Annotated in this window: 3 protein-coding genes and 1 pseudogene; 3 read left to right on the top strand and 1 reads right to left on the bottom strand. The window is 70.7% G+C overall.

Features of this window, described 5'->3' with window-relative positions; translation table 11 throughout:
* The first annotated feature begins 43 nt into the window (after positions 1-43).
* From D7Y11_RS41910 to D7Y11_RS41900, 3 genes are read left to right on the top strand one after another with little or no spacing between them, the layout of a single operon-like run.
* Positions 44-1,039 carry a biotin--[acetyl-CoA-carboxylase] ligase gene (locus D7Y11_RS41910; protein WP_199753959.1) on the top strand — a complete coding sequence of 332 codons (996 nt, stop codon included), beginning with the start codon at positions 44-46 and terminating at the stop codon, positions 1,037-1,039.
* 12 nt (positions 1,040-1,051) lie between these two features.
* Positions 1,052-1,822, top strand: a complete 771-nt coding sequence (locus D7Y11_RS41905; RefSeq protein ID WP_120581704.1) for a type III pantothenate kinase — start codon at positions 1,052-1,054, stop codon at positions 1,820-1,822.
* Positions 1,819-2,955 carry a hypothetical protein gene (locus tag D7Y11_RS41900; RefSeq protein WP_121756121.1) on the top strand — a complete coding sequence of 379 codons (1,137 nt, stop codon included), beginning with the start codon at positions 1,819-1,821 and terminating at the stop codon, positions 2,953-2,955. The genes D7Y11_RS41905 and D7Y11_RS41900 overlap by 4 nt, the downstream gene beginning before the upstream one ends.
* Before the next feature lie 76 nt (positions 2,956-3,031).
* Here D7Y11_RS41900 and D7Y11_RS41895 read toward each other — a convergent pair.
* Positions 3,032-3,993, bottom strand: a pseudogene (locus D7Y11_RS41895) (hypothetical protein); the annotation flags it as partial.

Here is a 3,993-nt window from a genome sequence, read left to right as displayed (position 1 = left end):
CGCCGCGCCCGCCCCGAACTGAAGCGGCCCGCCTCCCGTGGAGATGACGAACGAGCTCACGCAGGACGCGCGCATCCTCAACTTCCTCGCGGAAGGCGGGGAGGGCTTCATCTCCGGTGAGGCGCTGTCCAACCGGCTGGGCCTGTCGCGCACGGCGGTGTGGAAGCACGTGGAGGCCCTGCGGCTGAAGGGCTACCGCATCGAAGCGGTGCCCGCGAAGGGCTACCGGCTGGTGGGCCGGCCGGACCGGCTCTCCGCGCTGGAGCTCCACCCGCTGCTCGCCACGCGCGCGGTGGGTCGCGTGCTGCACCACCACGACACCATCGGCTCCACCAACGCGGCGGCCTTCCGGCTGGCCCAGGACGGCGCCGCCCACGGCACGGTGGTGGTGGCCGAGCAGCAGACGGCGGGGAAGGGGCGCCGGGGCCGCGCCTGGGTGTCGCCGCCGAACCTGAACCTGTACTTCTCCGCCATCCTGCGCCCGGAGCTGCCTCCGCAGCGCGCGCCGGAGCTCACGCTGGTGGCCGCCGTGGCCCTGGCGGAGACGCTGCGCGACGCGGGCGCGGACGCCGCGATCAAGTGGCCCAACGACGTGCAGATCGCCGGCAAGAAGGTGGCCGGCATCCTCACGGAGCTGTCCGCCGAACCCGAGCGCGTGCACTTCGTCATCGTGGGCGTGGGGGTGAACCTCAACTCCGGTGATGAGCACTTCCCCGACGAGCTGCGCGCCACGGCCACGTCAGTCGCCCTGGCGCAGGGGCGGCCCGTGGCCCGCGCGCCCTTCACCGCGGCCCTGTGGAACCGGCTGGAGACCTGGCTGGACACGTACCTGGCCACCGGCTTCGACGCGGTGCGCACCCGCTGGAAGGCGCTCTCCAGCACCCTGGGTGTCCCGGTCCGGGTGCGGACGGACCGGGGGGACTGGGAGGGGTTCGCGGAGGACATCGACCCCACGGGCGCCCTGATGGTGCGCATGGCGGACGGCCGTGTGGAGCGCGTGCTGGCGGGGGACGTGGAGCAGCTGCGTCCCCAGCGCTAGAGTGCGCCCCTGATGCTCCTGGCCATCGACGTCGGCAACACCAATACCGTCCTGGGCGTGTACGAGGGCCGGCGGCTCCTGGACCACTGGCGCCTGGAGACGAGCGCGCGCAGGAGCGCGGACGAGTACGGCATCCAGGTGCGCCAGCTCTTCGCGTGGAGCGGCGTCGACGCGAACCAGGTGAAGGCCGTGGCGGTGTCCAGCGTGGTGCCGCCGCTCCAGTTCATCCTGGAGAAGATGAGCGAGCGCTACTTCAAGACGCGCCCCATGTTCGTGGGCCCGGGCGTGAAGACGGGCATGCCCATCCTCTACGACAACCCGCGCGAGGTGGGCGCGGACCGCATCGTCAACGCCGTCGCCGCCTACGAGAAGCACCACCGTGGCCTCATCGTGGTGGACTTCGGCACCGCGACGACGCTGGACGCGGTGACCCCCAAGGGCGAGTACCTGGGCGGCGCCATCTGCCCCGGCATCAACATCTCCATGGAGGCCCTGTTCCAGAACGCCTCCAAGCTCCCCCGCGTCGAGTTCGCCCGGCCGCCTCACGTGGTGGGCCGCAACACCGTGCACTCCATGCAGTCCGGCCTGGTCCACGGCTACGTGAGCATGGTGGACGGCATGTGCGCGCGGATGGAGGCGGAGATGGGCTTCTCCGCGAAAGTGGTGGCCACCGGGGGCCTGGCCCCGTTGGTGGCCAGTGAATCGAAGGCCATCCAGGAGGTGGATGAGTTCCTCACCCTGGAGGGGCTGCGCATCATCTACGGAAGGAATCACGCGACATGAGCACCGCCGACCCCAGCGTTCCGGCCCCGCCCCCGGGCTGCCCCTTCAACGCGGAGTTCCTGCCGCCCAACCTGCGCAAGCACGTGGACCCCAACGCCCCCGTGCCCCTGCGGATGATGGCGGCCAAGTCCCTGGTGCCGCTCAATCCTGCGGACATGCTGGGCGCCCTCTACATGCTCACGTTCGACCCGGACGCGGGCGTGCGCGAGACGGCCGCCAAGACGTCCTCCGGCCTGCCGGACCGCATCCTCGGATCCGCGCTGCGCGACGAGGGCGTGCAGCCGCCCGTGCTGGGCTACTTCCTGGGCCTGCTCAAGGACAAGGAAGCCTACGCGGAGATGCTCGTCCTCAACTCGGAGACGCCGGACGACGCCGTGGCCAGCGTGGCCGGCACGTGCAGCCCGAAGGTGGCGGAGATCATCTCCCAGAACCAGCTGCGCCTGCTGCGCAACGAGGGCATCATCCGCGGCCTGTGCGCCAACCCCGGCGTCCCGGTGTCACTGGTGGACAGCATCTGCGACTTCGCGGTCCGCAGCGGCCTGGTGCTGGCGGACGTGCCCGCGATGCAGGCCGCGCGCGTGCGCATCTACGGCCCGCAGGCCGCCGCCGCGCCGCCGGATCCGGGCCCCACCGCGGAGGAGGTGCTCCAGGAGCTGGGCACGGAGGCGCAGGCCGAGGACGCCGCTCCCATGGAGGAGGGCAAGCGCATGACGCTCGCCCAGCGCATCATGAAGATGTCCATCGCGGAGAAGATCAAGCTGGGCACGCTGGGCAACAAGGAGGCCCGCTCCGCCCTCATCCGCGACACCAACAAGCTCGTCTGCGTGGCCGTCATCCGCAGCCCTCGCATCACCGACGGCGAGGTGCTCGCGTGCGCCGCGAACCGCGCCGTCAACGACGACGTGCTGCGCGTCATCTACAACAACCGCGAGTGGACGAAGATGCAGAAGGTGAAGCTCGCGCTGGTGAAGAACCCCAAGGTGCCGCTCACCGTCACCATGAAGTTCCTCAACACGCTGCGCGACGCGGAGCTGAAGGACCTGTCCCGCGACAAGAACGTGCCCGCCGCCGTGCAGTCCTTCGCCAAGAAGCTGCACGAGAAGAAGACGACCCCGAAGCAGCCCAGCAAGTAACCGGGGCGTGGAGTGGGGGAGGGCGGCACACAAGCCCGCGCCTTCCCCCGGTTTCGTCAGGCGGTACCGCGGTGCTTCAGGCCGCGGCTTCCTCGTCGGCGTCGTCGCCCACGGCGGTGCCCGGCTCGTCCAGCAGCTGCTGCGCGATGGCCAGCGCCTTCTTCGTCTTCTCGCGCAGCTTCTCGTCGCCCTTGATGCGCGCGTAGAGCTTCGTCACGCGCTCCTCGTTGCGCACCGCCGCCTGCTCCAGCTCGGTGATGCGCGCGCGCAGGCCGTCCGCCTCCGCGGCCGCCTGGGCGCTCTGGTTGGAGAGGTCCGCCTGGGACTGCTCCAGTTGGCCGCGCAGGCCGTCCAGCTCGCCACGCAGGCCGTCCAGCTCGCCGCGCAGACCTTCCAGCTCGCCCTGCGCCGCCTCCACCTGCGAGCGCAGCCCTTCGGCCTCGTCGCGCGCCGCCTGGAGGTCCGCGTCCTGCTGGGCCATCTGGGCTCGCAGGCTGTCCGCCTCGGCCACCATCTCCTGGGCCTGGGCCTGGTGCTGATCCAGCTCCGCCTGGAGCGTGCCCAGCTTCGCGGTGGCGCCGCGCGCCTCCTCCTTCGCGGTGGCCAGCTGCTGATCCACGCGCTTGCGCTCCGTGGTGAGCTGCTCGGTGCGCGTGGTGAGCGTCTTGATCTGCGCGTCGCGGCGGTTCAGCTCCTCGTCGGAGGTGGAGGCCTTCTGCTCCAGCTCCAGGTGCTGATCCTTCAGCTCGATGATCTCCTGGTCCTTCTGGTTCAGCTCCGACTTGAGCCGCAGGATCTCCTTGTCGCGCTTGTTGACGGTGTCACGCAGCGCGAACGTGTCCTTGTCGCTCTTGCCGGAGGTGGAGCGGGACGCCTCCAGCTCCGTGGCCTTCGCCTGGAGCTCGGACTCCAGCGACTGCACGCGATCCTCGACCTGCGTCGTCTCCGCGCGCGAGTCCTCCAGCGCGCTCTGCAGCTCCGCCACCTTCGCGCGCAGGTTGCGCATTTCCGCCAGATCCGCGGCGGACGGGCCCGGGG

Origin of the sequence: Corallococcus sp. AB018 (assembly GCF_003986945.1) — a bacterium.
GTDB classification, from domain to species: domain Bacteria; phylum Myxococcota; class Myxococcia; order Myxococcales; family Myxococcaceae; genus Corallococcus; species Corallococcus exiguus.
The sequence above is the reverse complement of the archived record's forward strand: the minus strand, read 5'-3'. Positions and strand labels throughout refer to the sequence as shown.

Excerpts from the sequence above, each read along its gene's own strand:
- D7Y11_RS41900 (WP_121756121.1), top strand. The coding sequence starts at position 1,819 with ATGAGCACCGCCGACCCCAGCGTTCCGGCCCCGCCCCCGGGCTGCCCC.
- D7Y11_RS41910 (WP_199753959.1), top strand. The coding sequence starts at position 44 with ATGACGAACGAGCTCACGCAGGACGCGCGCATCCTCAACTTCCTCGCG.
- D7Y11_RS41905 (WP_120581704.1), top strand. The coding sequence starts at position 1,052 with ATGCTCCTGGCCATCGACGTCGGCAACACCAATACCGTCCTGGGCGTG.